Annotated in this window: 1 protein-coding gene; it reads right to left on the reverse strand. The window is 60.4% G+C overall.

Features of this window, described 5'->3' with window-relative positions; all coding sequences use genetic code 11:
- The coding region (locus NW835_RS03820; protein ID WP_414414567.1) for an FAD-dependent oxidoreductase at positions 1-1,066 on the reverse strand (1,066 nt) is incomplete at its 3' end.
- Between the last annotated feature and the right edge of the window lie 291 nt (positions 1,067-1,357).

Raw genomic sequence — 1,357 nt, forward strand, 5'->3', positions numbered from 1 at the left:
GGCAGACGCTGTCAAAGGCGCGGCGGCCGTAGAGCTGCTGGGCAATGGGGGAGGCCGTCCCCATGGCATCCACCAACAGGCGGGATCCCAGAGAGAACGCTTCTTGAGTGGTTAAGTCCTTAACCACCACTGTGACGCCCTGCTCCTCGATGTAGGCCCGCTGAAACTCGCTGCGCTCGTAGATGGCACCACCCCTGGATCTCAAGATTTGACCACAGAGCTGCAGGAGCTTTTCGGCATCAATGGCCAGGTTGAGCACCGTCGGCGTGTGCAAGACGGGGGCGCGCACGGGGCTGTTGCCATCAAAAAACTTGTTAAACCCATCGGTGTATTCCCTGAGGATGAGGCTCTCCATCTCCTCAGGGCTGAGGAGGCCAAACTCCACCAGCGTCTGCAGCTCCCGCCGCGAAATGTTCCACTCCCGATTCATGCGGCCAAAGGGGAGCCGTTCCACCAAGGCTACGCGATAGCCTAGGCGGGCCATGGCTGCGCCGTAGATGGCCCCCAACGCCCCGCCCACAATCACCAAGTCCCACTCCAAGGGGGCAGGTTCAGGGGCCGGCTGGCGAAACAGCACCGGCTGCCGCTGAGGATGGGGGGATTGCACTTCTTCCCGCCAGCGCTTCTCCCACCAGTAAACCCGCTGCAGGTCGAACTCGCCGTTGGGAATGCGGCGGAAGTACTTTACCGTCTGCGGGTAAAAAGGCTCCAGTTGCTCAAAGATGGATCCCTGGCTGGGATCGACCTCTGGCAACTGCGGGTAGCGGTGGGGAAATTGGCTTTGGATCGCCCTCTCCACTTCCTTTAGCCAGCGGTTCTGCCGGGGGAAAGGCCGCTCTGACCACTGAAAGATCTTGAGATAGGTGGTGTTCAGCCCCGACCAGAGGAAAGCGGCCAGCTTGGCTCCGGATCCCTCTAGGCGCAGACCGCTGGGGGTAAGCACCTTTTGGCTGCCCATAGGCAGAGGCAGGTGCTCCTGCAGCCAGCGCAGCACTTGAGCGGTATCTGGGCAAGGGATCTCGCGGTAGTAGAGGGGCTTGAGCACAGCGCCAAGACACAAAGCCAATTTTTACCCATTGTGACACGACGGGATCCCTGAGGGGGCGGTTGTCTCAACCATCCGTCCCCGGAGACGTCAGTAGCGCTCAGGAAGGGAAAGTGGCAAGTCCCAATTAACAAATGAGCTGCCTGCCGGGATCCGACTCCAGGGCTTGAACCTGAGCCTGGTGGGTTTCCCAACGGGATAGTTTGGTGGCCCTGTACTTGAGTGCCGGGTAGAAAAGCCCGTAAGCTCATGCAGCTTGCATAGCTACAGGGCAAAAGCCAGCTTCATGAACTACCCCACCGCGTAGGCGGG

The organism is Synechococcus sp. OH2 (assembly GCF_047462155.1).
Taxonomy (GTDB): domain Bacteria; phylum Cyanobacteriota; class Cyanobacteriia; order Thermostichales; family Thermostichaceae; genus Thermostichus.